The 25290-nt window shown below is 64.9% G+C and carries 31 protein-coding genes; 12 read left to right on the forward strand and 19 right to left on the reverse strand.

Features of this window, described 5'->3' with window-relative positions:
* Positions 1 to 6: 6 nt before the first annotated feature.
* Both nrdR and CAFEA_RS06740 read right to left on the reverse strand, forming a co-directional pair.
* Positions 7 to 465 (reverse strand): transcriptional regulator NrdR, encoded by a 459-nt coding sequence (gene nrdR, locus CAFEA_RS06735; protein ID WP_034998765.1) that lies wholly within the window; start codon positions 463 to 465, stop codon positions 7 to 9.
* Positions 466 to 521: 56 nt separating this feature from the next.
* On the reverse strand, positions 522 to 923 hold the full coding sequence (locus CAFEA_RS06740) for a hypothetical protein (protein WP_143313196.1): 402 nt from the start codon (positions 921 to 923) through the stop codon (positions 522 to 524).
* 210 nt (positions 924 to 1133) lie between these two features.
* Between CAFEA_RS06740 and lexA the strand changes: the two genes are divergently transcribed.
* The 3 genes from lexA to CAFEA_RS06755 all read left to right on the forward strand — a co-directional run bounded on the left by lexA (position 1134) and on the right by CAFEA_RS06755 (position 3008).
* Entirely contained in the window at positions 1134 to 1814 is a 681-nt protein-coding gene (lexA, locus tag CAFEA_RS06745; protein WP_063936826.1) for a transcriptional repressor LexA, read from the forward strand.
* A 50-nt stretch (positions 1815 to 1864) separates the two neighbouring features.
* Positions 1865 to 2653: a DeoR/GlpR family DNA-binding transcription regulator gene (locus CAFEA_RS06750; protein WP_063936827.1), complete on the forward strand. Its 789-nt coding sequence runs from the start codon at positions 1865 to 1867 to the stop codon at positions 2651 to 2653.
* Positions 2654 to 2738: 85 nt separating this feature from the next.
* Positions 2739 to 3008, forward strand: a complete 270-nt coding sequence (locus CAFEA_RS06755) for an HPr family phosphocarrier protein (RefSeq protein WP_063936828.1) — start codon at positions 2739 to 2741, stop codon at positions 3006 to 3008.
* Between the two features lie 75 nt (positions 3009 to 3083).
* Here CAFEA_RS06755 and CAFEA_RS06760 read toward each other — a convergent pair whose 3' ends face one another.
* Positions 3084 to 4394, reverse strand: coding sequence for a uracil-xanthine permease family protein (locus CAFEA_RS06760; protein WP_063936829.1), 1311 nt, complete (start codon positions 4392 to 4394; stop codon positions 3084 to 3086).
* Between the two features lie 101 nt (positions 4395 to 4495).
* Between CAFEA_RS06760 and nagB the strand changes: the two genes are divergently transcribed.
* On the forward strand, positions 4496 to 5221 hold the full coding sequence (nagB, locus tag CAFEA_RS06765) for a glucosamine-6-phosphate deaminase (protein ID WP_063936920.1): 726 nt from the start codon (positions 4496 to 4498) through the stop codon (positions 5219 to 5221).
* Here the strand turns inward: nagB and hflX are convergent.
* Positions 5218 to 6753: a GTPase HflX gene (hflX, locus tag CAFEA_RS06770; RefSeq protein ID WP_082855599.1), complete on the reverse strand. Its 1536-nt coding sequence runs from the start codon at positions 6751 to 6753 to the stop codon at positions 5218 to 5220. The genes nagB and hflX overlap by 4 nt on opposite strands.
* 70 nt (positions 6754 to 6823) lie before the next feature.
* Between hflX and CAFEA_RS06775 the strand changes: the two genes are divergently transcribed.
* Together CAFEA_RS06775 and CAFEA_RS06780 are read left to right on the forward strand one after the other, a co-directional pair.
* Positions 6824 to 7576, forward strand: coding sequence for a hypothetical protein (locus CAFEA_RS06775; protein ID WP_063936830.1), 753 nt, complete (start codon positions 6824 to 6826; stop codon positions 7574 to 7576).
* Positions 7577 to 7595: 19 nt separating this feature from the next.
* Positions 7596 to 8111 carry a hypothetical protein gene (locus CAFEA_RS06780; RefSeq protein ID WP_063936831.1) on the forward strand — a complete coding sequence of 172 codons (516 nt, stop codon included), beginning with the start codon at positions 7596 to 7598 and terminating at the stop codon, positions 8109 to 8111.
* A gap of 38 nt (positions 8112 to 8149) precedes the next feature.
* Here CAFEA_RS06780 and CAFEA_RS06785 read toward each other — a convergent pair whose 3' ends face one another.
* The 4 genes from CAFEA_RS06785 to CAFEA_RS06800 all read right to left on the reverse strand — a co-directional run bounded on the left by CAFEA_RS06785 (position 8150) and on the right by CAFEA_RS06800 (position 11458).
* Positions 8150 to 9109 (reverse strand): hypothetical protein, encoded by a 960-nt coding sequence (locus CAFEA_RS06785; protein ID WP_143313198.1) that lies wholly within the window; start codon positions 9107 to 9109, stop codon positions 8150 to 8152.
* Positions 9110 to 9189: 80 nt separating this feature from the next.
* A complete protein-coding gene (gene dapF / locus CAFEA_RS06790) occupies positions 9190 to 9999 on the reverse strand; it encodes a diaminopimelate epimerase (RefSeq protein ID WP_063936833.1) in 810 nt (269 codons plus the stop codon).
* Positions 9996 to 10895, reverse strand: coding sequence for a tRNA (adenosine(37)-N6)-dimethylallyltransferase MiaA (gene miaA / locus CAFEA_RS06795; RefSeq protein ID WP_063936834.1), 900 nt, complete (start codon positions 10893 to 10895; stop codon positions 9996 to 9998). The genes dapF and miaA overlap by 4 nt, the downstream gene beginning before the upstream one ends.
* The gene (locus CAFEA_RS06800) at positions 10892 to 11458 is read right to left on the reverse strand and encodes a hypothetical protein (protein ID WP_063936835.1); all 567 of its coding nucleotides are present in this window, start codon (positions 11456 to 11458) and stop codon (positions 10892 to 10894) included. Before CAFEA_RS06800 ends, miaA begins: the two co-directional genes overlap by 4 nt.
* Positions 11459 to 11585: 127 nt before the next feature.
* Between CAFEA_RS06800 and CAFEA_RS06805 the strand changes: the two genes are divergently transcribed.
* Together CAFEA_RS06805 and CAFEA_RS06810 are read left to right on the forward strand one after the other, a co-directional pair.
* On the forward strand, positions 11586 to 12947 hold the full coding sequence (locus CAFEA_RS06805) for a DUF349 domain-containing protein (RefSeq protein WP_082855600.1): 1362 nt from the start codon (positions 11586 to 11588) through the stop codon (positions 12945 to 12947).
* 13 nt (positions 12948 to 12960) lie between these two features.
* A complete protein-coding gene (locus tag CAFEA_RS06810) occupies positions 12961 to 14040 on the forward strand; it encodes a GNAT family N-acetyltransferase (RefSeq protein WP_063936837.1) in 1080 nt (359 codons plus the stop codon).
* Between the two features lie 137 nt (positions 14041 to 14177).
* On the opposite strand, the gene CAFEA_RS06815 is transcribed toward CAFEA_RS06810, so the two are convergent.
* From CAFEA_RS06815 to CAFEA_RS06845, 7 genes are all read right to left on the reverse strand, one after another.
* Positions 14178 to 14792 carry an Rv2732c family membrane protein gene (locus tag CAFEA_RS06815; protein ID WP_063936838.1) on the reverse strand — a complete coding sequence of 205 codons (615 nt, stop codon included), beginning with the start codon at positions 14790 to 14792 and terminating at the stop codon, positions 14178 to 14180.
* A 17-nt stretch (positions 14793 to 14809) separates the two neighbouring features.
* Positions 14810 to 16336 (reverse strand): tRNA (N6-isopentenyl adenosine(37)-C2)-methylthiotransferase MiaB, encoded by a 1527-nt coding sequence (miaB, locus tag CAFEA_RS06820; RefSeq protein ID WP_076589899.1) that lies wholly within the window; start codon positions 16334 to 16336, stop codon positions 14810 to 14812.
* Between the two features lie 24 nt (positions 16337 to 16360).
* Positions 16361 to 17509, reverse strand: coding sequence for an aminotransferase class I/II-fold pyridoxal phosphate-dependent enzyme (locus CAFEA_RS06825; protein WP_063936840.1), 1149 nt, complete (start codon positions 17507 to 17509; stop codon positions 16361 to 16363).
* Positions 17506 to 18222, reverse strand: coding sequence for a 6-carboxyhexanoate--CoA ligase (locus CAFEA_RS06830; protein ID WP_063936841.1), 717 nt, complete (start codon positions 18220 to 18222; stop codon positions 17506 to 17508). The genes CAFEA_RS06825 and CAFEA_RS06830 overlap by 4 nt, the downstream gene beginning before the upstream one ends.
* A 47-nt stretch (positions 18223 to 18269) precedes the next feature.
* On the reverse strand, positions 18270 to 18851 hold the full coding sequence (gene recX / locus CAFEA_RS06835) for a recombination regulator RecX (protein ID WP_063936842.1): 582 nt from the start codon (positions 18849 to 18851) through the stop codon (positions 18270 to 18272).
* Positions 18852 to 19979, reverse strand: coding sequence for a recombinase RecA (recA, locus tag CAFEA_RS06840; RefSeq protein ID WP_034998736.1), 1128 nt, complete (start codon positions 19977 to 19979; stop codon positions 18852 to 18854).
* 234 nt (positions 19980 to 20213) lie between these two features.
* Positions 20214 to 20429: a DUF3046 domain-containing protein gene (locus tag CAFEA_RS06845; protein WP_063936922.1), complete on the reverse strand. Its 216-nt coding sequence runs from the start codon at positions 20427 to 20429 to the stop codon at positions 20214 to 20216.
* Between the two features lie 43 nt (positions 20430 to 20472).
* On the opposite strand from CAFEA_RS06845, the gene CAFEA_RS06850 reads away from it, so the two are divergent.
* The 3 genes from CAFEA_RS06850 to CAFEA_RS06860 are packed head-to-tail and all read left to right on the forward strand — an operon-like array spanning position 20473 to position 22336.
* Positions 20473 to 21039 (forward strand): biotin transporter BioY, encoded by a 567-nt coding sequence (locus CAFEA_RS06850; RefSeq protein ID WP_063936843.1) that lies wholly within the window; start codon positions 20473 to 20475, stop codon positions 21037 to 21039.
* 5 nt (positions 21040 to 21044) lie between these two features.
* Entirely contained in the window at positions 21045 to 21734 is a 690-nt protein-coding gene (locus CAFEA_RS06855; protein ID WP_063936844.1) for an energy-coupling factor ABC transporter ATP-binding protein, read from the forward strand.
* On the forward strand, positions 21731 to 22336 hold the full coding sequence (locus tag CAFEA_RS06860; RefSeq protein WP_172796699.1) for an energy-coupling factor transporter transmembrane component T family protein: 606 nt from the start codon (positions 21731 to 21733) through the stop codon (positions 22334 to 22336). Before CAFEA_RS06855 ends, CAFEA_RS06860 begins: the two co-directional genes overlap by 4 nt.
* A gap of 214 nt (positions 22337 to 22550) precedes the next feature.
* Here the strand turns inward: CAFEA_RS06860 and CAFEA_RS06865 are convergent, their stop codons facing one another.
* From CAFEA_RS06865 to pgsA, 4 genes are all read right to left on the reverse strand, one after another.
* Positions 22551 to 23420 (reverse strand): PspA/IM30 family protein, encoded by an 870-nt coding sequence (locus tag CAFEA_RS06865; protein WP_063936845.1) that lies wholly within the window; start codon positions 23418 to 23420, stop codon positions 22551 to 22553.
* Positions 23421 to 23491: 71 nt separating this feature from the next.
* A complete protein-coding gene (locus CAFEA_RS06870; RefSeq protein ID WP_063936846.1) occupies positions 23492 to 23854 on the reverse strand; it encodes a helix-turn-helix domain-containing protein in 363 nt (120 codons plus the stop codon).
* 23 nt (positions 23855 to 23877) lie between these two features.
* Positions 23878 to 24417: a CinA family protein gene (locus CAFEA_RS06875; RefSeq protein ID WP_063936847.1), complete on the reverse strand. Its 540-nt coding sequence runs from the start codon at positions 24415 to 24417 to the stop codon at positions 23878 to 23880.
* The gene (gene pgsA, locus CAFEA_RS06880) at positions 24414 to 24953 is read right to left on the reverse strand and encodes a CDP-diacylglycerol--glycerol-3-phosphate 3-phosphatidyltransferase (protein ID WP_082855613.1); all 540 of its coding nucleotides are present in this window, start codon (positions 24951 to 24953) and stop codon (positions 24414 to 24416) included. Before pgsA ends, CAFEA_RS06875 begins: the two co-directional genes overlap by 4 nt.
* Before the next feature lie 49 nt (positions 24954 to 25002).
* Here pgsA and CAFEA_RS06885 point away from each other — a divergent pair, with 49 nt between their 5' ends.
* Positions 25003 to 25287 (forward strand): YciI family protein, encoded by a 285-nt coding sequence (locus CAFEA_RS06885; RefSeq protein WP_063936849.1) that lies wholly within the window; start codon positions 25003 to 25005, stop codon positions 25285 to 25287.
* Positions 25288 to 25290 lie beyond the last annotated feature (3 nt).

Genomic DNA, 25290 nt, shown 5'->3' on the forward strand with positions numbered 1-25290 from the left:
CGCGGGTTAAAAGTCCTCGCGGTCGCGGCGGCGCATGAGCCGGATTTCGGATTCGAAGTCGTCTGCGCTCTCGAACGACTTGTACACCGATGCGAAGCGCAGGTACGCCACTTCGTCGAGGGCGCGCAGCGGTTCAAGCACCGCCAGGCCGATCTCGTGGGCGGGCACCTGCGAGCTGCCCTGGGCGCGCACAGTCTCTTCCACTTCCTGGGCAAGGCGTTTCAAAGCGTCGTCGGTGACATCGCGGCCTTGGCATGCTCGACGCACGCCGACGATAAGTTTGTCGCGGTCAAACGGTTCGCTCACGCCGTTGCGTTTCACAACGGTGAGGACTGCCTTTTCCACTGTGGTGAAACGTCCCCCGCACTCGGTGCACTCTCTGCGTCGACGAATCGCAGAGCCGGCTTCGACCAGCCGAGAGTCAGTCACACGGGATTGCTCGTTGTGGCAAAAAGGACAAAACACGGTTTTCCACCCCCAGAGTCTTCAAGGCTTGGTGTAGCCGTGAGTCTACGCCCTGCCTATCGCGCCGTTGCCACGGTGGCGGTGTGCGCGGCCTGGCTGCTGGTCATCGATGAGGGATCCTGGTCTTGCGCCGAGAAAACGCCGCCGAATGCGGAACCGATAAGCAGCGCCGCAGTCATGCATACGCCAAGCAGGAGCGTATCGCGCGTCTCGTGGCGCGTTTCGAACGTCTCGTGGCGCGTTTCGAACGTGTTCGCTTCTGTAGAACCGCCCGAAACCCGGTTTGAGACAGAACGAGCACTCGTTCGATGAGACGCAGAAATGGTTCGAACACCGGCCCCGCCGCTTCGACGCTTCGGCACAGAATCAAGGTCCCAAATCTCCGCCGGGGGAACCACGGATGCGGCGCCCGTGCGAGATGCGGATGCATTGTGTACTGGATTGATTGCAATGGACATGGTGAGTCTCCCTTCGTTTCGCGGCACACATTACGTTCGGCGCCGACACGCTCGAACGTTCTAACGTTCATTTGTTCGAATACGCTTACGTGTTCGATTTATAGCACCCCAGCCGACAGGTGTCCACCCTAACGCTGCAACCATCGAACATGAGTGCCCTATCTGGTAGGTTCGTAGGCGCACTACGCCACCGAGCCCAAGGAGAACGTCATGGCACGAAAGAAGGCCGAGCCCGGCAACCCGGATTTCAACGCACTGTCTGACCGTCAGCGCCGTATCCTCCAGGTCATTCAGGACGCTGTTGTCCTGCGCGGTTACCCGCCGAGCATCCGCGAGATCGGCGATGCCGCTGGTTTGCAGTCCACCTCCTCTGTCGCATACCAGCTCAAGGAGCTGGAGAAGAAGGGTTTCCTTCGTCGCGACCCGAACAAGCCGCGCGCCGTGGATCTGCGTCAGCTGCCAGAGACCGGACGCAAACAGCGCAAGCCGCAGGAAGCGAAGCCGGAGGATTCGGGCAATGCCCGCTACGTGCCGGTGGTTGGCCAGATCGCTGCAGGTGCTCCGATCCTCGCCGAAGAGAACGTGGACACCTATTACCCGCTGCCCGAGGAGCTGCTCGGCGACGGCGATGTTTTCATGCTCAAGGTTGTCGGCGAATCCATGCGCGAGGCCGGCATCCTCGACGGTGACTGGGTTGTTGTCCGCTCCCAGCCGAACGCGGAGGAGGGCGAGTTCGTGGCGGCGCTTCTGGACGGTGAGGCGACGGTCAAGGAGTTCCACCGCGACTCCACCGGTGTGTGGCTGTTGCCCCACAACGATGCATTCGAGCCGATCAAGGGCGACGAGGCTGAGATCATGGGGCGTGTCATCTCGGTGTTCCGTACTCTGTAACCGGTGCGTGTGCGCCGAGAAAACACGAAGACCCAAAGCGCAGGAGATCGATGTACGCCGAGGAGCGGAGACGCCAGATCGCGTCTTTGACCGCAGTTGAAGGCCGCGTCAATGTCACCGAGTTGGCGCAGCGCTTCGAGGTCACCGCGGAAACAATCCGCCGGGACCTTTCGGCGCTGCACGATGAGGGCGCGGTGCAGCGCGTCCACGGCGGCGCGGTGGCCAGCCAGTCGTACCGCTCTACGGAGATCCCTCTAGATACCCGCCAGCGCGCCTCGCTCGCGGCCAAGACCGCGATTGCGGAAACCGCGTTGCAGTTCGTACCGGATACGCAAAACTGCACGATCTTTTTGGACTCGGGCACAACTATCAGCAGCTTGGGCAAGCGACTTGCAGAGACTCGCGGGGATAGGGAGTACTCGGTGGTGACCAACTCCATCCCCACTGCCTTGGAGCTGAGTGATTCCGGTTTACCCGATGTGCAGCTACTCGGTGGCAGTGTCCGTCCGATCAGCCAGGCGGTCGTCGGCAGTACTGCACTTCGCACACTGGCCCTGTTGCGAGCTGACGTTGCGTTTGTGGGCACCAACGCGCTGTCCATAGGTCACGGCCTCTCTACCCCAGACGCCCAGGAAGCTGCGGTGAAAGCTGCGATGGTGACGAATGCCCGCAAGGTTGTTGTGTTGTGCGATTCCACGAAGCTGGGCAACGACTATGTGGTCAGCTTCGCGCCGCTGACGGATATTGATGTGGTGGTCACCGACGCTGAGGCTCCCTCCACCTTCGTCGACGAGCTGCGCTCGCACGGTATTGAGGTCGTGCTCGCACAGACCCAATAGCGCGAGCAACATGGTGGCATCAACGTCTGTTTGCGACCTACACTCGTTGCAGACCTGAATGAAAAATAACGGAAAGGACACCCGAATGGCTTCCAAGACTGTAAAGGTCGGTTCCACCGTCGGGCTGCACGCACGCCCGGCCACGGTGATCGCCGATGCTGCCGGCGAGTACGATGACGAGATTTTGCTGACCCTTGTCGGTGGCGACGATGACGACGAGACGGACGCTGCCTCCTCGCTGATGATTATGGCCATGGGCGCCGAGCACGGCGATGAGGTCACCGTGACCTCCGACAACGCAGATGCCGTGGAAAAGATCGGGACGCTGATCGAGCAGAACCTCGACGAAGAGTAAGCGCTCCTCGCTTTACCGCGAGCTCACGCCCGGGCCACGCGCCCGGGCGTTTTTACGTGCAATCAGTGCCGGACGCTACAACGTCGACGGCTGAGACACCTCGAAATCCTTTCGGTACTGCCCCTCCCCCAACGTGTCGTACGCCCAGCGCATGAGCGGGTAAACCACAATGATGCCGACCGAGCCCAGCGCGATGCCTTCCAGGGTCACAGCTCCGACATCCAGGGTGAGGTTGCCGATGCCCACAATCAGCGCGACCGCGGCCGCGGTCAGGTTCGCCGGGTCGGTGAAGTCCACCTTGTTGTCCTGCCAGATGCGCACGCCCAGCATGCCGATGAGCCCGTAGAGCACTAGGCACGCGCCGCCGAGCACTCCTGCGGGGATGGTGAAGATTACGGCGCCAAACTTCGGGATGAACGCCAGCACGATCGCGAACACGGCGGCGACCCAGTACGCGGCGGTGGAATACACCTTCGTCGCCGCCATCACACCGATGTTTTCTGCGTAGGTGGTTGTGCCGGATCCGCCGAAGCCGCCGGCGAGTGTGGTGGCAATACCGTCGCCGATCAGCGCTCTCCCCTGCATGTCGTCGAGATTGCGCCCGGTCATCTCCGAGACTGCCTTGACGTGGCCGACGTTCTCCGCGATGAGCACCACCAGCACCGGCAGGGTCACCAGCACCGCGGAAACATGGAACTCGGGCTGGTGAAACTGCGGCAGGCCGATCCACGGCGCGTCGGCAATGGTCTGCAGCGCGTCCTCGCCCAGGCCACCTGTCATGGCAGCAAACAGCCAACCGACGAGCACGCCAATGAGGATGGACAGGCGCGAAAGCAGCCCACGGGTGGCCACTGTCACCACCACGACCGTCAGCAGTGTCACCCCTGCCACCCAGGGCTGGGTTTCCACGTTCGACACTGCAGTCGGAGCGAGGTTGAAGCCGATCAGGGCGACGATGGCGCCGGTGACCGCGGGCGGCATCACCGCGTCGATGACCCGCTTGCCCGCCCATTCCACGATGATGCCGACGAGGATGAGCGTCACACCGGTGAGCAGCACCCCACCCAGCTGCGCACCGACACCGTACTGCTGCGAAGCCGTCAACGGCGCGATAAACGCAAAGGATGAGCCCAGGTAGCTAGGCACTTTGTTGCGGGTAATCAGCAAAAAGATGATGGTTCCCAGGCCGGAGAACAGCAACGTGGTGTTCACCGGGAATCCCGTCAGGGTGGGCACCAGCAGTGTCGCGCCGAACATGGCCACGACGTGCTGCATGCCAATGCCGATTGTGCGCGGCCAGCTCAGCCGCTCGTCCGGGGCGACAACTGCCCCGGGGCGCACAGTGCGCCCGTCTCCGTGAAGGGTCCAGCCGAAAGTGTTAGTCACGAAACGCCATTATCACCCCGCCTGCTGAAAATTCCTTTTCCGGGGGTGACAGACGGGCAAAGTACACAGCTCTCAGAGTGGCCTTGCTATTTTTGATCACCATGGAGATTATTGTGCGCCCAACCGCCGAAGACGCAGGCGTGTCCGCAGCCGACATCATCGAACCGTTCGTTCGCGATGGCGCGACGCTCGGCCTGGCCACGGGCTCGACCCCGAACCCCACGTACATGGAGCTGGCCCGCCGCCACCGCGAGGAGAACTTGAGCTTCGCGCAGTGCGACGCGTTCCTTTTAGACGAGTATGTCGGGCTGGAACGCTCCGACGAGCAGTCCTACTACGCCACCATCCGCCGCGAGTTCACCAACCACATCGACATCGACGATGCGAAGGTGCAGTCCCTCGACGGCCTGGCGGCAGACCCCGCGGCAGAAGCCCGCAGCTACGAGGAACGCATCACCGCCGCCGGCGGCGTGGACGTGCAGATCCTCGGCGTCGGCGCCAACGGCCACATCGCGTTCAACGAGCCGCCCAGCACCCTGGATTCGCGCACGCGCGAGATCGACCTTCACCCCACCACCGTGGCGGATAACGCCCGCTTCTTCGACAACGAGGACCAGGTGCCGCGCAAGGCCATGACCCAGGGCGTGGGCACCATCATGGAGGCGCACACCATTGTGCTCATCGCCACCGGCCCGAATAAAGCCGACGCAGTCAAGGCCCTCGTTGAGGGGCCGGTGACACCGGGCTGCCCGGCATCGGTGCTGCAAAACCACCCGCGAACTACGGTGATCCTCGACGAGGACGCGGCGGCGAAGCTCGAGCGCTAGCTCACCACGAACTCCGCGTACCGCTCTGCGAGTACGCGGGGCAGGCGGACGTCGATACGCGTGCCCGCCTCCTCGTATTCCTCCGAGCGCACCGTGCCCTCGTCGTGGACGCGGCTGACCACGTCGCCACGGGTGTACGGCACCACCATGGTCACGTGCGCCTCGATGGAGTTGAGGTGCTGCTCAATGCGGGCCTCCAGCTCCTCGATGCCCTCGCCGGTCAGCGCGGAAACGAACACTGCCGTGCGCCCGGTCTTCTCAAACGCGTGGCGCAGCTCGGCCAACACGAGCGGGTCGGCCTCGTCGATCTTGTTCACCACCACGATCTCCGGGGGTATCTCCTCACCGGAATCGCGGGTGACCTCCGCGAGCACCTCGTTGACGGCCTCGATCTGCTTCAGCGGGAACGCGTCGGAGCCGTCCACGACGTGCAGCACCAGATCGGCCCCCGCGACCTCCTCAAGCGTCGACTTGAAGGCCTCGACCAGCTGGGTGGGCAGGTGACGGACGAACCCGACGGTGTCGGTGAGCACCACGTTGCGCCCGTCCGCAAGCTTCGCCTTGCGGGTGGACGGGTCCAGGGTGGCAAACAGCGCGTCCTCCACCAGCACGCCGGCGCCCGTCATCGCGTTGATCAGCGAGGACTTGCCCGCGTTGGTGTAGCCGGCAATCGCGATCTTCGGGATGGTGGAGCGCTGGCGCTTCGCGCGCTTGACCTCTCGCGCGGTGGTCATATCTCGCAGCTGGTGGCGCAGCTTAGCCATCTCGGTGCGCAGGCGGCGACGGTCCGCCTCAATACGCGTCTCACCGGGACCGCGCAGGCCGACGCCGCCGTTGGAGCCGGCGCGGCCGCCGGCCTGGCGCGACAGGTTGCCGCCCCAGCCGCGGGTGCGGCTGTAGAGGTACTCCATCTGCGCCAGGCTGACCTGGGCTTTACCCTCTTTGCTCTTCGCGTGCTGGGCGAAGATGTCGAGGATGAGCATGGTGCGGTCGATCACCTTGATCTTCAGCGCTTCCTCGAGCGCGATCATCTGCGACGGCGAGAGCTCGCCGTCGAAAATCACCGTGTCCGCACCGGTGGCCTGCACGATTTCGCGCAGTTCCGCCACCTTGCCCGAGCCGATATAGGTGCCCGGGTCCGGCTTATCGCGCTTCTGGTAGAGCATGTCCAGTACCTCGGCACCGGCGGTTTTCGCCAGCGCCGCCAGCTCCCACATGCTCGCCTCAATCTCGGCCACGGTGCCTTCGGTCCAGGCGCCGACAAGGAGGACCTGCTCGATGCGGAGCTTTCGGTACTCCACCTCGTAGATGTCGACGTGGTCTTCGGAGCGCAGCTCCGTCGCGCCGGCGACTGAGCGGAAGGAGTTGCGGTCCGCCAGGTCGAGGGCACCGACCGAGGGTTCGGCGCCGGGCTGTGGCTCGTTGTGGCGAAACGCCTGTCGCAGCAGCTCCTCGTGGGTGCGCTGCTCTGGCGTCAGTTCGTCTTCAAGCAAAAAGCGATCTTTCCTGTGTGTTGAATCTGTCACTGTCATATCTACCCGATAGAACGCAGTATGGCCCAGGATTCTTCCCGACTAGGCCGATTGACTAGAATCTACGGCCATGAGCACAGCAGTGAGCACCGATCTTTCCGCACTCGGCTTGAGCTTTAACAAGTGGCAGGATGCGGTCGAAGCCGCGATTGCCACCGACCGCCTCGCAGTCGTCGGCGAGGTTCGCGGCGGCCAGCTGATTCAGTACACCGACCCGTCCGGCGCGCAGCTGAACATCCTGGCTGTGGAGCCGTTTGCCACGTTCGCGGGCTTTGAGTCGGTCACCAGCACCTACGCGCACATTACGCCGCTTAACGACGTTGTCGCGCTGGCCGATGTTGTCGATCCCCGCGGCAACGCCATGGCATCGCTGACGGTGAACCTCGCGCAGGAGCCGCTGCTTGTGGACGATCCCGCGCTCGAGTGGCAGGAACTCTCCGTCACGGCGCTGGGCTTGGCGGTTGACCGCTACGAATCCACCGACGCCTACCTGGCGCTGCACCCGGGCGCTGTGGTGGGCACCGTGGCATCCCCCGGCGCCGAGGCTGTAGCGACCGGCAGCGCCACCACCCCGGATGCGAGCGCTGAGTTTTCGGCCCGCGTGCTCGAGGCGGAGTACCGCACCTCCGCGCTGACCGGCCAGCGCTTCATCCACGTCTCCGTGGATGCCGCCTTCCCGTTCGACGTGTGCCTGCCGGACGGCGAGCTGCCCGCCCGCGATTCCGTGATCGCCGGCACCGCCGTGATGGCGGGCTCCATCCCGACGCCTTCCGGTGGCGGCTGTGGGGGCTGCGGCGGATCCTGCGGGTGCGGCGGCCACTAGACGTTACAAAGGCTTCCCGATGAACTCACCGAACAGGGATCTCTCCCGAGCGTTAATCGGCGCACTTGTGCTCGCTGCCGTTGTGCTGCTGGTGTTCACGCTCAAACTGCCGGGTCTTTTGCTGTCGGCACTGCTGATCATCGGGGCGATCTTGCTCGTGCGGCGCGTGCAGATTGACCCGGAGGTCATGGCCATCCGGTCGTCGCTGCAGTACGCGCGCGACGACATCGCTGAGGTGCTCGACGCCTACGAGCAGCTGCAGCACGGCGCGAGCGCATCCGACATTGCGGACCGCACCTTGCACTACCCCGCCCTGGCGAACCCGGATAATTCGGTGCCACAAGTCAACGAGTTTCTACTCCGCGCGTCTTCCGCCCGGCGCTTCTTAGAGCGCATCGACGGCTACCTGGAGTCCGCATCCACCGACAAGGCGCAGCTGGAGCGCATCCTCACTGTCGCCGACGAGCGCGCCTTCGAGCTACAGGAGGCCTGGGACGACGCACGCCGGGCCGCGAAAGAAATCGGCCCGGCGTAGGTCTTCAATTTTTCTCGGGTTCCCGAGGGCAGCTGTTGCTAGAACGGCAGCGTGATGCCCAGCTGCGGTGCGAAGGCAACCACACCGCCAGCAATCAGGCCGAGTGCAACCAGCACACCAGCGATAATGCCAATGATCTTGCCGGTGTCCTCGCTGGAGCCGTTGTTCTTGGCGTTGTCGGTGGCCTTGTCGCCGGCCTTGTCACCTGGCTTGGTCTGATCCGGCTTGGTCGTCTTCGCGGTCGGGAACTTAACATCGCGCTTGCCCCCATCAGCGCAGGCGGTTTGTGCGTCACCCATAGCGCGGGCGAATTCGTCCGCAAATGCTGGCCACTTCTGTCCAAATGGCGTCGCAGCAAAAGCTTTACGCGCCTGCGCCGCTTTGTCACCCGAAATTTCTAAAGCGTCGATGATATAACCGGGGAGATCTGGGGCGGAGACTGGCTCGCGACTTGCTTCAACCTTGCTGAAGATCAGATCGCCAAGCAAGTCGTCTTCGTCGATAACTTTTCGAAGGCTGGGGTGTACGGACAGCATCTTTGCTTCAAGATATGCCTCGTACGTGTATTGCTTATTGACATCATCAAAGCGGTTCTCTTCCTCAGTGGCCCGCAGCCCCAGCCGTGCATACTGAGCGTCGGCGGGTTCTTTCCCAGCTTCTATCACGCTGACGATCTCTCGAACCTCTGGTGCATTCGCCACCCGATCGCCTAACTCCTTGAAATCCGGGTATACAGATTCGACACTGGCGACGCCTGCTTCCGCAAGTGTAGTGACATTGAACGCTTCCATTTGCTGCTCGAGGTAGCGCTGCTCCGCGTCGGTGAGACGGACGGAACACGTCGCGTCATAGTCCTTGGGCCCAATCTGCGCCGCATCAGCAACCGGGGCGGTGATGAGAGATGCCGAGAGGCCAAGGGCTACAGCCGAGGCGAGAACTTTGCGTTGCATGGAAGACTCCTGTCCGAATGCTGGGAAAAACAACGGCAGTTGAATCATATGCCGACGTGTGACAAAAAGTTCTGGAACCGCGATAAATATTCATCGCGGCGCATTGTTCCGGGCAATAATCCGCGAACTTACAGCTCGTCCGCCAGCTCCCCGCGGTACACGATCGTGGACGGGCCGGTCATGGTGGCCTCGCCGTCGTCGAGCACGACCTCGATGGCCCCGCCCGGCACGTTCACGATCACGGAGCCGTTCTCGATGCCCGCGTCCGCAAGTGCTGCCTGCGCGGCAGCGACGGTACCGGTGCCGCAGGAGCGAGTCTCGCCCACGCCGCGCTCCCACACGCGCATGTGCACGCTGCCCTGATCAAGCTCGGTGAGTACTTCCACGTTGACACCCTTGGGGAAAAACTCCGGGTCGAACTCCGGTGCCACGAGCTCCATGTCCGCAAGATCCGAGGAGCTCATCCCCGGGATCACGCACGCCAGGTGCGGGTTGCCCACGTCCACGCCGATGCCCGCGAATTGCTGCTCGCCCATCGCCGCGGTGGACACACCGGTGACCTCAACGCGGCCCATGCCCACGGAGACAATCGCGTCGGCGCAATCGGCAGAGATCACCCGGATGTGCTTGACACCGGCGCGGGTGTCAACGTCGAACTCGGAGGCGTCTTCCAGCCCCTCGGCCACCAGCACGTGCGCGAACGCTCTGATGCCGTTGCCGCACATTTCTGCGATGGTGCCGTCGGCGTTGCGGTAATCCATAAACCACATGCCTTCGGCTCCCCCGCGGCGCACCACGCGCAACAACCCGTCGCCGCCGACGCCGGCGCGGCGGTCACAGAGGAACGCAACCTGCTCCGGGGTTACGTCGAGCTGGTCGTCTACGTCGATGAGGACAACGAAGTCGTTTTCGGTGGCGTGCGCTTTAAGAAATTTCACGTCAGCGAGTCTAACGCGGCGCCCACAACGTCATCGCCGGCAGCGTCCAGCCACACCGTGCGCGGGTCGCGGTTGAACCAGGAGCGCTGGCGGCGCACGTACCGGCGCGTGCCGGTGATCGTCTGCTCCACCGCCGCGGCCTCGGTGAGCTCGCCGTCCAGCAGCGCCAGCACCTGGGCGTAGCCGATGGCGCGCCCGGCGGTGGAGTCGCGCACGAGGCCGGCATCCACCAGGCCGCGTGTCTCGTCGATAAGCCCCTGCTCAAACATGAGCTTGGTGCGCAGCTCGATGCGCGGGTTGAGCCACTCGGCGTTGGTGCGCAGCCCCAGGATGCGCGTGCCCCAGCGCGGTGCCGCGTTCTTCGGCGGCTGCGAAGCCTGAAACGGTTTGCCGGTCAGCTCGATCACCTCAAGCGCGCGCACCGTGCGTCGCGGGTCTTTGTCCTCGATGATGCGCGCGGCGGCCGGGTCCACCTCGGCCAGCTCCGCGTGCAGCGCGTCCACCCCGATGTCGCTGAGACGGGCTTCATACTTCGCGCGCACGGTGGGGTCGGTGGGTGGGAACGACCAGGCGTCGATAAGCGATTGCACGTACAGCATCGATCCGCCCACCAGCACGGGCACCTTGCCGCGCGCCATGATCTTCTCCACCGTCGCCACCGCGAGCGCCTGGTACTCGGCCACCGAGGCGGTGCGGGTGACTTCCCAGATGTCCAGCAGGTGGTGCGGGATGCCCTCGCGCTCTGCCGCGGGAAGCTTCGCGGTGCCAATGTCCATGCCCTTATACAGCTGCATGGAGTCCACGTTGACCACTTCGCCGCCGAACTCGTGCGCCAGCGCGATGCCGAGCGCGGACTTGCCGCTGGCGGTCGGTCCCACTACTGCAATCGGTTTCATACGCTCCACTCCGCTACGTAGCGTCCCACGCCCAAGGTGTCGTCGTGGTCGATCAGCCGGGCCTCTCTCGGCCGGAGGGCTGCAAGTTCATGCCACAACGCAGGTTCGGGCAAATGCTTATCGACGACCTCCGGTTGCCCACCGCCTAGCCACCCGCACAGCCGCTCGTGGTACTCCGGCGCGCCGTCCACGAGCGCGAGCGGGGCGCGCGGGGTCAACCCCGCCGGGCCGTCGAGCACCACCACAGTCACCGCGTCCGGATCGGGGGTGCCGATTACGCCGCGGACCTCGCGCACCTCCGGATCCCCCAACGCGAAACGCGCGACCAGCTCACCCAAGTGATTGCCCGCGCGCACGGTGATTTCGGGCCCGCCCCAGGCAGCAAAGGACCCGGTGTGGGCGGTGCGCCAGCGATCGTCTAGCGAGCAGACGATGTCGATCGCCCTGCCGTCGGCGGTGCCTGCGAGTGCGCGGACGGCCTTGACAAGGCGTTGCGAAGCTTCGTCGCTAGGCGAAAGCGCGAGTGCCGGCGACCCCGGCACGATCCAGAGGTTGGGTCTCACGCGCACAACCCTACCCAGCGCCCCGTTTGCTCCCCGCAGGGCGTGAAGTGCCGGTAATATCGCACGCATTGCGCAAGGCAGCCGCGACGCGCGGCACAGTGCGGCCACACCACAGGCCGCGGAAAGGATGTCCACCATGACCGATTCGAACTCCACTCCGACCCCGGGCACCAAGGCGCCCTCGCCGGCCGCGATGGCGAAGAAGCCAGGGCCGCGCCCGAGAGCAGCGGCAAAGACCGTCACCCCGGCTCCCCTGCCGGCACGCGAGCCGTCGGATCCGTCCAAGTTCGGTCGCGTGGACGAAGACGGCAACGTTTTTCTCACCCGCGGCGGTCAGGAGCGCCAGATCGGCTCCTGGCAGGCGGGCACGCCCGAGGAGGGCCTGGCGCACTACGGCCAGCGCTACGACGACTTGGTCACCGAGGTGGAGCTCATCGAGACCCGACTGCGCGCCCACCCGGAAGACGCGGATTCGCTGCGCAAGTCCGCGGAAGCGCTCAAGGCTTCACTTACGGACGCTGCGGTAATCGGCGACATCGACGCTGTGGAGGCCCGCCTGGACAAGGCAATCGACGCCTCTGACACCGCGCGCGAGAAGGCGAAAGAGCAGAAGGCGCAGCGGCGCGAGCAGGCGATCGCCCGTAAGGAAGCGCTCGCCGCTGAAGCCGAGGACTTAGCCGAAAACTCCACCGAGTGGAAGGCCGCGGGCGACCGCATCCGCGCCATTTTGGAAGAGTGGCGCGGCATCCGCGGCATCGACCGCGCAACGGACGACGAGCTGTGGAAGCGCTACTCGCGCGCTCGCGACAGCTTCAACCGCCGCCGCGGCTCCCACTTCGCCGAGCTGGACCGCAACCGCGCCCAGGCCAGGAAAATCAAGGAAGAGCTGGTCGAGCGCGCCGAGGCGCTGAAGGACTCCACCGACTGGGGCCACACCGCCCGCGCATACCGCGATCTGATGACGGAGTGGAAGGCCGCCGGCCGCGCCCCGCGCGAGGTGGACGACAAGCTGTGGGAGCGCTTCCGCGCCGCCCAGGACCACTTCTTCGAGGCCCGCAACGCCATCAACGCCGAACGCGACCGCAAGTTCGAGGCCAACGCCGAAGCGAAGAACGCGCTGATTGCGGAGTACGACTCGCTCATCGACCCCGCGAAGGGCCTCGGCGCGGCGAAGGCGAAGCTGCGCGAGCTGCAGGACAAGTGGGACGAAATCGGCTTTGTTCCGCGCGGGCGTGTGCGCGAGTTCGAGGACAAGATCGGCCGCATCGAGCAGCGCGTGTCCGAGGCGGAGGATTCCCGCTGGCGCAAGACCGACCCGGCGCAGCAGGACAAGGTCAACCAGTTCCAGGTCAAGGCCGACGACTTTACCAAGCAGGCCGAGGCCGCCGAGGCCAAGGGCGATGCCACCAAGGCCGCCTCCCTGCGCGAGCAGGCGAAGCAGTGGCAGGAGTTCGCCGACGTCGCCGCCAAGGCCGTCAACGAGGGCTAGTAAGTTAGCGCGAGTGCTCCACCCCCACCTTTTCGTCCCCCGACCAGACCACGGCGACAATGCCGAGGCCGTGGTCGGGGGCTACGCCTTTTCCGCCACCCTGGCCATCCAGGACATCACCGGCCTTGCCACCTCCGGCGTGTCCGCCGCCCACATCGCCAAACGCCTCGAGCCCTCCGCCGAGTCCGAGGCGATGCTGTTCGGCCTGACCTCCTCGCAACACCTGCGACCGGTGACCGACTTGGGCTACCCGGAACTCTTCGCCGAGGACCTCGACTTCCTCGACGCCTGGCTGTTCGTTTCCCTGCCCCTGCTGGAGGATCGCGGAGTGATCGAAGCGAACTTCACGTTCGACTCCGAGCTCGCTCCCCTTCCGGGTGAGCCGGTCCCCGACGCACCGTGGGAAAGCGCACTAAAGCTTCTCGACGACCTGTCGGCCCGCCTTTCCCGCCCCACCCGCCAACTATGGGTGACCCACGCCCTCGACGTGGAGGAGCCGCCGCACGTGCGGGGCTACGGCTACACGCCGGCGTTCCGCGAAGATCAGGGCACGTTTTCCATCTCCGCGATACAGGGCCTGCCTCACGCCGTAGACGCCGAGTTCGCGGTCATCGAGGGACCGGGGTTCTTCTCGCGCCGCAAGGCAGGCGCGGACGAGGTGCAGCAGTTCTCCCGCCTGCTCACGGCGGCGTCGCGCGACTACCCCCGCGGCGAGCTGGTCATGGACACCATCGAGTGGGACCTTCAGCGCATCCGGGATGCCGGTGCAAGGTTGCAGGACCGCGGCGGCGCGCAGCTGACGGGCCTCGCCTACGTCGGCGGCGTGATCGTCGGGTTGTGCGAGGTGGTGCGCTTTCTCGCCGACGACGCGAAAGTATGCGAGCTGGGCCTGGTCTACGTACTGCCCGAGCACCGCGGCCGCGGCATCGGTTCGGCGCTGCTGCGCGCGTCGCTGACCCGCGCCAAAGAGATCTGGGAGGACCTAGAGACCGTCTACTGCTCCTACCCCGCCGACTCGCCCGCGGCGAACGCCATCATGCGCGGGCTTGACGCTGAGGTGGTTTCTACCACCACCGCGTGGCAGGAAAGTTAGGCAGTGCGCTCACCTGGTAAACGCCGATATCGGCGTTTACAGGGTGAGCTGCCACAAAAGCCCAGGTCGCGGATCGGCGGTCGAGCCAAATGCCGATATCGGCGTTTACAGGGTGACCCGCCCCGGCTTGATATCCGTTAGTCCGACGTCTTGCGGTGACGCTCTGCTGCGCGGGCACGGCGGTCGTCGATAAGCAAAGGGTTTTCCTGCTCCCTCGTCGCGGCGCGCTGCGCGAGCGCCACCTCGTCTTTGCCTTGCGCTTCGGCGCGCTTTTTGGCAACGGCTGCCTGTTCTTCGTTGCGCGAAAGGATCAGCGGGAACACCGTGAACACCACGATCACCACTGCAAGGACCACCAGGTAGTAGCCGGGCCCGCGGTTGATGCCGGAGGCGTTGGAGTTGCGCAGCCAGATGCCCAGCACCGAGTAGACCAGGGAGACGGTGGTGACCATCCACGCAGGAACCGCGAGCGCGAATCGCTGCGTGACCACGGCAAGAGTGGTCAGGATGCCCACGCCGACAAGCGAGATCCACGCGAAGACGTACTCCGTGATCGCGGTCTGGGCATCCTTCGCCGCGTCAGTTGCGGCGAGCACCTGCCACAGCGACGCCCCTCCCACGAACGGCAGGAACAGCGCCACCAGGTAGATGGCTACTGCGGCGGCGAGCACCCAGCGCTTCGTACCCATGTCCACGGTGGATGCGGCGTTCTTCTCCGCGCGGGCAAGGGATTCGGTGTTGGGCTGCGTCATGTCGCCCAACTGTAGCCCTAGCTCCCGTAGCAGGCGGAATCTGCCGGTGCGGCGGCGGGCTGGCCGATCGTCGGCAAGCCGAGGCCCACACCGATGGGCGCGGTGGTAGGCACTTCTCCCCTCGCGGAGTTGTCGCCGGCCTTGGTGCGTCGGTGGTGGTGGATGCCGGAGTCCCCGATCAGGTAGTGCGGCTTCGCCTCGGTGATGGTGACGGTGACAATATCGCCCGGGCGGACCTCGCCGTCGATGTTGCCCTCGAGCGCGAAGTGCACCAGGCGCCCGTCGCGAGCGCGGCCGGACATGCGCTGCGTGCGGTCGTTCTTGCGGCCGCCCTCCTGCACCAAAAGCTCCTGGCGCGTACCAACGAGCTTCGCGTTCTCCTCCGCACTGATGCGCTCCTGCAGCGCGTGGAGGCGCTCGAAGCGTTCCTGCACCACAGCCTTGGGGATCTGATCTTCCATCTCCGCTGCCGGGGTGCCGGGGCGCGGCGAGTACTGGAAGGTAAACGCGGAGGTGAAGCGGGCCTTTTCAACCACATCGAGAGTGGCCTGAAAGTCTTCTTCGGTTTCGCCCGGGAAGCCGACGATGATGTCGGTGGTGATCGCCGCGTGCGGCAGCTTCTCGCGCACCTCGTCCAAAATAGCCAGGAACTTCTTGGAGCGGTAGGACCGGCGCATGTCTTTGAGCACCTTGTCGGAGCCGGACTGCAGCGGCATGTGCAGCTGCGGGCACACGTTCGGGGTCTCCGCCATCGCGTCAATGACGTCGGACGTGAACTCCGCCGGGTGCGGGGAGGTGAAGCGCACACGTTCCAAACCTTCGATGTCGCCGCAGGCGCGCAGCAGTTTGGAGAATGCGGAGCGGTCGCGCTCCATGTCGTCGTCGACGAAGTTCACGCCGTAGGAGTTGACGTTCTGGCCCAGCAGCGTCACCTCGGACACCCCCTGGTCCACCAATGCCTTGACCTCGGCGAGGATCTCGCCCGGACGGCGGTCCACCTCCTTGCCGCGCAGGCTGGGCACGATGCAGAAGGTGCACGTGTTGTTGCAGCCCACAGAGATAGACACCCAGCCGGCGTACGCGGACTCGCGCTTCGCGGGGAGCACGGACGGGAAGACCTCGAGGGCCTCCACGATCTCCACCTGGGCTTCATCCTCCACACGCGCCCGGTCGAGCAATGCCGGCAGCGCGGAGATGTTGTGGGTGCCAAAAACAGCGTCGACCCACGGCGCCTTTTCAATGACGGTGTCGCGGTCCTTTTGCGCCAGGCACCCGCCGACCGCGATCTGCATACCGGGGTGCTCGGCCTTGACATTCTTCAGCTGTCCGAGCGAGCCGTAGAGGCGCTTATCGGCGTTCTCGCGCACCGCGCAGGTGTTGAAGACCACCAGGTCGGGCTGCTCGCCTGCACCGGCCGCGACGTAGCCCGCGTCTTCGAGCATGCCGGAAAGACGCTCGGAGTCGTGCACGTTCATCTGGCAACCGAACGTACGCACCTCGTAGGTGCGCGGATTGTTGTTTTGGGTGGTGCTCGCCGTAGTCACGGCGAGACAGTCTAACCAGATGGGCTACAACCGCGAAATGACGTCTGCCAGCCCGTCGATCTGCTCGAACGTGTGGGTGGCCATCACCGTCACCCGCAGCATCGCTGCACCCCGCGGGACGGTTGGCCAGCGGATCGCGGGCACGAAGTACCCGGCTTCGCGGAGTGTGGCGGACGCGTTGACTGCTTTGGTCTCGTCGCCGATTGGCACCGGGATAATCGGGCTGGCCCAGTCGCCCATCCCGAGGTGGCCCGCCAACCGACGGATGTTGCGGTGCAGCGCAGGCACCGGACTGTCCTGTCTCTCGAGCATGCTGATGGCCGCGGAAACCGCCGCGCACGTGGCCGGCGTGGACGAAGTGGAGTAGACGAAGGTGCGAGCTTTCTGCCGCAGCAACGCCGCGACCGGGGCGGAGGTAGCCACTGCCCCGCCCTCGACTCCGAGTGCCTTGGAGGAGGTGGCGACGAGGATGTCCGGATGTTCGTCGATAAGCGAAAAGTGCTCCGTGATGCCGCGGCCTCGAGCTCCTAGTGTGCCGGTGCCGTGCGCGTCGTCAACCATGAGCGCGGCGCCGCGGGCGCGACAGATGGTGAGCAGTTCCGGCACGGGCGCGAGGGTGCCGTCCATGGAAAACAGCCCGTCGGTGACCACGATTGCTTCTCCGGAGCGTTGTCGGAGCAGCTCGTCGACGTGCGCGGGATCGCAGTGGCGGTACACGCGCACCGTGGCACCTTGCGCCTTGGCCAAGCGGCAACCGTCGATGATGCTGGCGTGGTTGCGCTCGTCCGACAAGATCAACGTGTCCGAACCGGCGAGCGCCTGCAGCACACCGGCATTGGCCATGAACCCGGCGGAGAAAAACACGGCGTCGTCGTAGCCGAGGAAACGCGCGAAGTCGCGCTCAACCTGGGTGTGCAGTTTCGTGGTGCCTGTGGTCAGGCGCGATCCGCCGGAGCCCGCGCCGAACTGGTTGAGTGCGTCGGAGGCCGCTTCAGTCACGGCGGGGTGTTCGGCAAGCCCCAGGTAGTTCGAGGAGCTGAACAGGACGTACTCGTGCCCATCGATGGTGGCTACCGGGGTCTGGCCGGTGCCAAAGATTGCGGGGGTGCGCTCAAGGCCTTGGCTGCGCCAGTCCTCGCTGTGTTGCCTGGCGGCATTGTCGAGCCAGCTCATTCGGCCTCCCCAACCAGCACCGGGGTGTGCTCGAGGAAAGTGATCAGGTCTGCGGGCTCGTCGGTGTCCACGACGAACAGGCGGCCGCCGACCGGCGATCCGTCGGGCTTTATGTTGGGCACCCGCAGGTAGCCCAACTTTTTCGAGGCGACGTAGCCGGTGGTGTAGTCCGGATCGTCTGAGATGCACACCTCGGCCAGCACCGCCGGGTGGTGCGCCACTTTGGAGGCCAGCACAAGCGCATCGGTGACGCGGGTCTTGCCGGAGTGCGCCTCGGGGCGCTCGCCTGTAGCGATGGCGGCGTCCATGGAGGTGACCCGCACGCCGCGGGCATGATCCGGTTCGAGGCGCGCACCGGTTGGCGCGTGGAACAAAATGGCGCCCCGCATGTCGCGAACGGTGGTGAGCAGGTTCCACGCTTCGGCGGCGTGCGGGGTCAGCGGGACCAGGGCGTTGATGACGATGTCGCGGGCTTCGGCCGTGTCAGCGCAGCGCGCTTCTGCGATTGGCAACGCCGGGATGCGCTCGACCTCGCGGTCGATCGCGGTGACAGTCACGGTGATTGCATCCGGCTGTCCTTTGCCGTGGGTCATCGCGCGCTTGCTCATGGCGGCGCACACGTCCGGAACCTCATACTTCTCCACGATGCGCTCGGCGCCGGAGATGTGGGTGCCGTCCGCGCTGGATCGCATCTTCACGCTGAACAATGCCATGCGTACTAGTCTAGGAGACCGCCTTGAACACTGTTCAGTGTTTCGGACTACTCCTCACACTCGGCAATGCGCGCGTCCAGTTCTTCGCGCGCGATGCGCAGCGCCATCCCCTGGTTGAAGCCACGCCGGGCCAACGCGCCAACGACGCGGCGCAGGTGTTTGTCGTACTCGGCGCGGTCTGCCGGAGCTGCCTTGACCTTCCGCGCGGACTTTTCCGCCACAGCGCGGGCGGTGTGTTCTTCGTCTTCTTCAGAGATCTGCTCCAGTGCCGCGGCGCGGTCCGCCCCTGAAACGCCCTTGTCACGCAGCTCCATATCCAGCGCTCGGGTGGACTTGCCCCTGCGGGAGGCTCTTTGGCGCACCCACTCGTGAGCGAACTGCGCGTCGTTGAGGAGGCCGGAGCCTGCAAGGTCGTCGAGCACTTCGTCAACAAGCTGCGGCTCAAATTCCGCCCTGATCAGCCGGTCGCGGAGTTCCGTGCGGGAGCGCGCACGCTGATCCAGCAAACCGAGAGCGCGCTTACGAACCGGCGCTAGCGCCTCCTCGTGTTCCCGGTCGAAAAGACCGGTGCCCGGTTCGAAGGCATCGAGCGCCGCCTGGAGCCGGGCAATCTGGTCCGCGTCCGCCAACTACTTCTCCGCAGTTGCCGGCGCGGCAGCATCTTCCTCGTCGTCGAAGTCGATGTTCGGCACCACATCCACCGGCTCGTCCGTCAGCTCATCGGAAGCGTTGGCGTACTTACCCACGCCGAGCGCGCGGAAGATCTTGTCCTCGATCTCGTCGGCCAGATCCGGGTTCTCTTTGAGGAACATGCGGGCCTTTTCCTTGCCCTGGCCCAGCTGGTCGCCTTCGTAGGTGAACCAGGAGCCGGACTTCTTCACAATCCCGTTTTCCACGCCCATGTCGATAATGGAGCTCTCTCGCGAGATGCCCTCGCCGTACATGATGTCGAACTCGGCGATCTTGAACGGCGGGGAGACTTTGTTCTTCACAACCTTCATCTTGGTGCGGTTGCCGATGGAGTCCTGGCCGTCCTTCAGCGTCTGAATGCGACGGACATCGCAGCGCACGGACGCGTAGAACTTCAGGGCCTTACCGCCAGTGGTGGTCTCCGGGGAGCCGAACATCACGCCGATCTTCTCGCGCAGCTGGTTAATGAAGATGGCGGTGGTGCCGGAGTTGTACAGCGCACCGGTCATCTTGCGCAACGCCTGGGACATGAGGCGAGCCTGCAGGCCGACATGGCTATCGCCCATCTCGCCCTCAATCTCGGCCTTCGGTGTCAGTGCGGCCACCGAGTCAATCACGATCATGTCAATCGCGCCCGAGCGCACCAGCATGTCCGCGATTTCCAGCGCCTGCTCACCAGTGTCAGGCTGGGACACCAGCAGGTTGTCCGTGTCCACGCCGAGCTTGCGCGCGTAGTCCGGGTCGAGCGCGTGCTCCGCGTCGATAAACGCGGCGATGCCGCCGCCGCGCTGTGCCTCCGCGATCGCGTGCAGCGCCACGGTGGTCTTACCAGAAGACTCCGGCCCGTAGATCTCCACGATTCGTCCGCGCGGCCAACCACCGATGCCGAGCGCGACATCGATGGCGGTGTTGCCGGAAGAGATGGACTGGATCGGCGGGCGGTTCTCATCGCCCAAGCGCATGACAGCGCCCTTGCCGTAGTCCTTCTCAATCATTGCCAGCGCTGCATCGAGCGCATTCTTGCGGTCATTGCCGGCCGAAGCCGCGGACTTCTTCTTCGTTGCCATGTGGTGTTTCTACCTCCAAGTATTCGGCGGCGCTGGGCGCGTCGCGTGCACAGTTTCTTAGTTAGACGTATCGCTATACCGCTTCGGTTCCATTCAACGCGAAGAAATCTTTCCCAAGCGGAAAACACGGCACACTGTAGAACGCAACGGCGACACGCCAGAGAATACACGCAAACGTGTTCGAAATTCAAAGACACGCCGGGGTGGCGGAGCCGTCGATAAGCAACTGCCCTTCTACGTCCCCGGACGATCGACCCCGAGGCGGCGCTCCTCCGGGACATCGAACGCGTCGCAAAGTCCCCGCCACGCGTCGCGCGGGTCCACGCCGGCGTCGATGAGCTGCGCAGACGTCTGCTCAAACCCGGGCAACACCTGGGTCTGGATGATCCACTGCGCACGCTCCGAGCCGAACTCGTCCTGCACAAGCTGGTGAAACTCCGTCAAACGCATGCGCCCGACAGTACACGCCACCCACCCCGGTACACTCCCGCGCATGAAGAAAAACTCTACGGCGCAGGATATCGCGCTCATTGCGGTCTTCGCCGCCATCGTTATCGTGCTTGGCTTCGTGTCCATTCCCGTCGGCGCCGCCGGCGTGCCTATTGTGCTGCAGAACGCCGCCGTGATCCTCGCCGGGCTGGTGCTCGGGTGGCGCCGCGGCCTCTCCGCCGCCGCAATCTTCCTGCTGGTGGGCCTGGCGCTGCCGGTGCTCGCAGGCGGCCGCACGGTCATCTCCGCACTCGGTGGTCCGACCGTGGGCTACCTGGTCGGCTACCTTGTCTCCGCAGCCGTCGCCGGCGCGATCGCATACACCGCGCCGGCACGCTCGAACAAAACGGCGAACATCGGCATCCTCATCCTCGCCGGCTACCTGGCCCTGTTTTTCCAGTACCTCTGTGGCGTGTTCGGCCTGATGTGGCGCGCTGACATGAGCTTCGGCGCAGCCTGGGCGGCGCAGGTGCCGTTCCTGCTGCCGGACGCCGGCAAGGTCGCCCTCATGATCGCTATCGCGTTCGCGGTGCACCAGGCGTTCCCGGATCTGCGCGCGGCTCGCAAGTAAGCGCCATGCCCCTTATCGATTTCCGCGGCGCCGCTGTCGCTTACGACGGCGAGCAGGTCCTCGCACCGCTGACCGTGAGTCTGTCGGAGCAGCGCATCGGCATCATCGGCTCCAATGGTTCCGGCAAATCCACCACCGTGCGCCTGATCAACGGCTTGATCGAACCGACTTCGGGGCAGGTGCTTTACGACGGGCTCACGCCCGACAAACACGGCAGAGACATCCGCAAGCGCGTTGGTTTTGTCTTCTCCGACGCCGAATCCCAGATTGTCATGCCGCGCGTTTCCGACGACGTTGCATTTTCCCTGCGCCGCTTCAAGCTGCCACGCGAGGAGGTAAAGCGCCGCGTGGCAGACGCGCTCGAACGCTTCGATCTTGCCGATCGCGCCGAGAACTCCCCGCACACTCTCTCCGGCGGCGAGAAGCAGATGCTCGCGCTCGCGTCCGTGCTGGTGATCGAGCCGGACACGATCATCGCCGACGAGCCCACCACCCTGTTAGACCTGCGCAACCGCCGCCGCATCATGCGCGAGTTGATGTCGCTGGACCAGCAGCTGATCGTGGTCACGCACGACCTAGAGATGCTGCGCGGATTCGACCGCGTGCTCGTCATCGACGACGGTGCCTTGGCCTACGACGGCACGCCCGATGATGCGATTGCGTTCTATACCGACCTGATGGATGCGAAGCCGTGATCCGCGAACTCCCCTTAGGCGTCTACATCCCCGGCGACACGTGGCTGCACCGCATGGGAGCGGCGCTGAAGTTCGCGCTGCTGGTCGTTTTCATCATCGCCGTCACTGCCCTGCCCACCCAGCCGTGGCACTCTTTCGCCGCACTCGTGTTTGTGCTCGTGCTCTACGTGTGGGCGCGCATCCCCGCGCGCGTGGCGTGGCGCCAGCTCGTGCCGCTGCTGCCCGTGCTGCTGTTTCTGGGCGTGTTCATGGTGTGGCAAAACGGTGTGCAATCTGCGCTGACGCTGCTGATCGGCCTGCTCGCCACCATCGCCGCGGCGAACCTGCTCACCCTGACCACACCGGTGGAGGAACTGCTGGCGGCGCTGGACCAAGCGTTGGCCCCGTTCGGACGTACGGGTGAATTGATCTCCCTGACCATCGCGCTGACAATCCGGTTAATTCCGCTCACCCTCGCCACCGCGAACGAGGTCCTCGCGGCGCGCAAAGCCCGCGGCGTCGGCTTCTCCTTCAGCGCTTTTGGCATCCCGCTGGTCATCCGCTCCGTGCGCCGCGCCAAGATGATGGGCGAAGCACTCATGGCCCGCGGAGCCGTGGACTAGCTACACTGCCCCCTCCCCATATCCCAAATCCAGCTACTAAGACCCAGCTATTCGGCCCTGAGGGGCGAATAGCTGGATCCTGATAGCTGGAAACGCCTGGAAGAAGCCGTGGAAGGTTGCGCTCGCACTCTGCTATAGAACGACGCTCCGCCCGGCCCCTCCTACGAGGAACCGGGCGGAATGCGTTTAGCGGGCGTGTGCGGTGTTACTCCGTTTACTCCCCGCGCAGCTCGCGCATGCGCTGTGCGACAGCGTCGTCGGAGACATCGCCGCCGACCGGGTTCGAAGAACTAGCAGCACCACCCTGAGCAGCACCACCCTGAGCAGCCTTACCCTGCTCGATGGCCTGCTTCTTGCCGGAGGTCAGCTCCCCTGCCATCTCGGCGCGCAGCTGCTCCAGGCGGCCGTGGCCTGCCATCTGGATGCCGGCCTGCTCAACCTCAGCCATGCGGCCCTCGATGGAGTTCTGCGCGAGCTCGGCGGCGCCCAGGGCGTTGGCGTAGCGGCGCTCGATCTTGTCACGCACCTGATCCAGGTTCGGGCCGGAGGAGGTGATGGAGTTCATGGACTGCATGGTCTCCGAGACCTTCTCCTGCATCTTCGCCTGCTCCAGCTGGGACAGCAGCTTGGAGCGCTCCGCCACCTGCTGCTGCAGGTGCGCCGCGTTGCGCTCGACGGCCTGCTTCGCCTGGGCCGCCTGCTGCAGCGCCTGGTCGTGCAGCTGCTTGGTGTCCTCAACGCCGGACTCGGCGGTCACCAGCTGGGCCGCGAATGCCTCGGCAGCATTCTCGTACTCCTGCGCCTTCTGGGCGTTTCCCTCGCCGCGTGCCTTGTCGGCGAGCTGGAGCGCCTGGCGAGCGTTCGCCTGCAGCTTCTCAACGTCCTCCAGGCGACGGTTGAGCTGCATCTCCAGCTGGCGCTGGTTGCCAATCACGGCAGCCGCCTGCTGGGACAGTGCCTGGTGCTGACGCTGAGCGTCGTTAATGGCCTGCTCGATCTGGATCTTCGGGTCTGCGTTTTCTTCGATCTTGTTGTCGAAGAGCGCCATCAGGTAGTTCCAGAACTTGGTAAAGGGATTCGCCATGGCTAAAGCACCGTGACCTTTCTGTCAGTAGATTGCGTTAATCGCCAACCACTGTAGTCGCGGATTGCCAGCTACGCTTCCGCAGCAGCCGGCGTGGTGCGCTCCAGCTCTTCGGTGAAAGAGTGCAGCGACATGTTCGCCACAGCTTCCAGCAGAACCTCGGAGACCGTGGTGCCCAACGCCTCGCACAACGAGGCCAGCAGCTCCGAGGAAACTTCCTTGCGGCCGCGCTCCAACTCGGAGATGTAGCCGGAAGACACACGCGCTTCCTTCGCCAGCGCACGCAGCGTCACGCCTTTGTCGGCGCGGAATGCGCGCAGCGACATGCCGAGCGCCTCTCGGAACAACGGCTCGCGGGACGAAGCAGGGGCAACCTCGGCCGGGGCAAGCGGCAGGTTTACCGGGGTGTCGTAGAGCAAAGTAGTAGTGGTCATCAATTACTCCAACGACTCGCCGTTTAGTTTTGTTCCCGCACGCACTTCAGCGCTCCAACCAGCACGGCTTCCACCGCCAGGCGGCGGACTTCGTTGCGCTGCCCGGACAGCACACGCACGGGCACCGCAGCTCCTGGCATGAGCGCATACTGGCCGACAGACGGGTCGAGCAGCTCAGCCGCCTGTGACGAGGCAGTCCACTTCGGCCCCGCCAAACCAATCCACACGGTGCCGGCGGGCACACCGTCCTGGCTGTCGGGACCCGCCACACCAGTCAGCGCCACCGCCCAGTCGGACCCGCACACGCGCCGCGCCCCGCGCGCCATCTCGCGCGCAACAGTGGCAGAGACCACACCTTCGCGCTCGATCAGCTCCGCCGGCACATCCGCAAGCGCCGTCTTCAGCTCCGGCGAGTACGTCACCAGGCCCCCGACCAACACATCCGAGGCACCCGGCACATCAGCCAACGTCGCAGAGACCAGACCGGCAGTCAGCGACTCGCAAAAGGCGATGGTTTGGTGGCGGGCGCGGAGCTCGTCGATAAGCAATTGCGCAGTAGTCACTTGTTCACCTTTCCTGCGTCGACCAGATACTGCACGCCCGTGACCACGGTGACCGCGACCGCCAACAACATCACCACGAACGTCGGAGTGTCCATCCACGCGGGCAGCGGGCACAAGTACAACCCAACGGCGAGGGTTTGAAGCGCCGTCTTGAGCTTGCCGCCCTTCGACGCGGGCACCACCTTGCCGCGGCGCAGCATCACCATGCGCCACACGGTAATGCCCAGCTCACGGGCCACAATGACCACCGTCACCCACACCGGCAGCGTGCTGGCGATATTCAGGGTGACCAGCGCGGTGACCATCAGCGCCTTGTCCGCGATCGGGTCGGCAATTTTGCCGAAGTCCGTGACCAGCCCGCGGGCGCGCGCGATGTCGCCGTCGAGCTTGTCCGTGATCATGAGCGCAACGAACAACCCGAACGCCCACCACCAGCGCTCAGACAGCACCAGCCAGGCAAAAACGGGAATGAACAGGATCCTCAGCGAGGTCAAAATGTTCGGGAGGTTCCAATTCGACTGCTTGTCGGGTTGCATCACAACGTCCACCATACCCATGCGGCGCCACGCTCCTAGACTGCCCTTCATGAAGTATTTCGCAGCCACGTACATCTACGGCGAGCAAAAGCTTGTCGACGACACACGCCCCGCCCACCGCGAATTCATCTCCTCCCAGCTGTCGCTGGGCCGAATCGTCGGCTCCGGGCCGTTCGCGGGCGCCGAGCAGGCCCTGATCATCCTGCAGCTGCCGGACACCGCCACCGAGGAGGACGCGGCGACCATCCTGGACGGCGACCCCTACAACGTCGCCGGGGCCTTGGCCGCCCGCGAGATCCGGGAGTGGAACCCGGTGATGAATATCTTCAGCTAGGGG

The organism is Corynebacterium afermentans subsp. afermentans, assembly GCF_030408355.1.
Classification (GTDB): Bacteria; Actinomycetota; Actinomycetes; order Mycobacteriales; family Mycobacteriaceae; genus Corynebacterium; species Corynebacterium afermentans.

What these genes read in the sequence shown, in the direction of transcription:
- CAFEA_RS06850 (WP_063936843.1), top strand. Translation starts at nt 20,473, where the DNA reads ATGAAGAAAAACTCTACGGCGCAGGATATCGCGCTCATTGCGGTCTTC.
- CAFEA_RS06830 (WP_063936841.1), bottom strand. Translation starts at nt 18,222, where the DNA reads ATGGCATTGTTCAGCGTGAAGATGCGATCCAGCGCGGACGGCACCCAC.
- CAFEA_RS06865 (WP_063936845.1), bottom strand. Translation starts at nt 23,420, where the DNA reads ATGGCGAATCCCTTTACCAAGTTCTGGAACTACCTGATGGCGCTCTTC.
- recA (WP_034998736.1), bottom strand. Translation starts at nt 19,979, where the DNA reads ATGGCAACGAAGAAGAAGTCCGCGGCTTCGGCCGGCAATGACCGCAAG.
- lexA (WP_063936826.1), top strand. Translation starts at nt 1,134, where the DNA reads ATGGCACGAAAGAAGGCCGAGCCCGGCAACCCGGATTTCAACGCACTG.
- CAFEA_RS06855 (WP_063936844.1), top strand. Translation starts at nt 21,045, where the DNA reads ATGCCCCTTATCGATTTCCGCGGCGCCGCTGTCGCTTACGACGGCGAG.
- nagB (WP_063936920.1), top strand. Translation starts at nt 4,496, where the DNA reads ATGGAGATTATTGTGCGCCCAACCGCCGAAGACGCAGGCGTGTCCGCA.
- CAFEA_RS06870 (WP_063936846.1), bottom strand. Translation starts at nt 23,854, where the DNA reads ATGACCACTACTACTTTGCTCTACGACACCCCGGTAAACCTGCCGCTT.
- CAFEA_RS06740 (WP_143313196.1), bottom strand. Translation starts at nt 923, where the DNA reads ATGTCCATTGCAATCAATCCAGTACACAATGCATCCGCATCTCGCACG.
- CAFEA_RS06805 (WP_082855600.1), top strand. Translation starts at nt 11,586, where the DNA reads ATGTCCACCATGACCGATTCGAACTCCACTCCGACCCCGGGCACCAAG.
- CAFEA_RS06785 (WP_143313198.1), bottom strand. Translation starts at nt 9,109, where the DNA reads ATGATTCAACTGCCGTTGTTTTTCCCAGCATTCGGACAGGAGTCTTCC.
- CAFEA_RS06825 (WP_063936840.1), bottom strand. Translation starts at nt 17,509, where the DNA reads ATGAGCTGGCTCGACAATGCCGCCAGGCAACACAGCGAGGACTGGCGC.
- CAFEA_RS06750 (WP_063936827.1), top strand. Translation starts at nt 1,865, where the DNA reads ATGTACGCCGAGGAGCGGAGACGCCAGATCGCGTCTTTGACCGCAGTT.
- CAFEA_RS06780 (WP_063936831.1), top strand. Translation starts at nt 7,596, where the DNA reads ATGAACTCACCGAACAGGGATCTCTCCCGAGCGTTAATCGGCGCACTT.
- CAFEA_RS06885 (WP_063936849.1), top strand. Translation starts at nt 25,003, where the DNA reads ATGAAGTATTTCGCAGCCACGTACATCTACGGCGAGCAAAAGCTTGTC.
- CAFEA_RS06755 (WP_063936828.1), top strand. Translation starts at nt 2,739, where the DNA reads ATGGCTTCCAAGACTGTAAAGGTCGGTTCCACCGTCGGGCTGCACGCA.
- CAFEA_RS06845 (WP_063936922.1), bottom strand. Translation starts at nt 20,429, where the DNA reads ATGCGTTTGACGGAGTTTCACCAGCTTGTGCAGGACGAGTTCGGCTCG.
- pgsA (WP_082855613.1), bottom strand. Translation starts at nt 24,953, where the DNA reads ATGCAACCCGACAAGCAGTCGAATTGGAACCTCCCGAACATTTTGACC.
- miaA (WP_063936834.1), bottom strand. Translation starts at nt 10,895, where the DNA reads ATGAAACCGATTGCAGTAGTGGGACCGACCGCCAGCGGCAAGTCCGCG.
- hflX (WP_082855599.1), bottom strand. Translation starts at nt 6,753, where the DNA reads ATGACAGTGACAGATTCAACACACAGGAAAGATCGCTTTTTGCTTGAA.
- CAFEA_RS06815 (WP_063936838.1), bottom strand. Translation starts at nt 14,792, where the DNA reads ATGACGCAGCCCAACACCGAATCCCTTGCCCGCGCGGAGAAGAACGCC.
- CAFEA_RS06775 (WP_063936830.1), top strand. Translation starts at nt 6,824, where the DNA reads ATGAGCACAGCAGTGAGCACCGATCTTTCCGCACTCGGCTTGAGCTTT.